Source organism: Vibrio sp. OPT46, from assembly GCF_015163535.1.
Taxonomy (GTDB): domain Bacteria; phylum Pseudomonadota; class Gammaproteobacteria; order Enterobacterales; family Vibrionaceae; genus Vibrio; species Vibrio alginolyticus.
Window position 1 is genome coordinate 1 of sequence record NZ_JADDYG010000580.1, and the last position, 287, is coordinate 287.

The following is a 287-nucleotide window of genomic DNA, read 5'->3' on the forward strand; positions in this document are numbered from 1 at the left end:
ATTGTTGTCTCTGTCGTCTTTGGCGTATTAGGCGTGATGTTAGAGCTCTTCGCACTGACGGCACTTTGGGAGCATCAGCAAACGATAGCCGATGTTTTTTTCCATGAATCTCTCTACTTCATCGTATTTTTAATCCCACCATACTTCCTCTGGAAGTTGATTAACCGCCCTGAATTGGTTTCTGCTGATCAAGCTTATTTGGCAATGAAGTTAGAGGCTGAAAGTCGACAATGAGTCGATTTAGTGAGTAATGAAAAGAAGAGGCTATGAGAAAACATTAGCCTCTT

At 41.8% G+C, this 287-nt stretch carries 1 protein-coding gene; it reads left to right on the forward strand.

The genetic code is table 11. From position 1 onward, the window contains the following. On the forward strand, positions 1 to 234 hold a 234-nt coding region (locus IQR33_RS23180; protein WP_193844087.1), incomplete at its 5' end, for a D-fructose-6-phosphate amidotransferase. Positions 235 to 287: the final 53 nt, after the last annotated feature.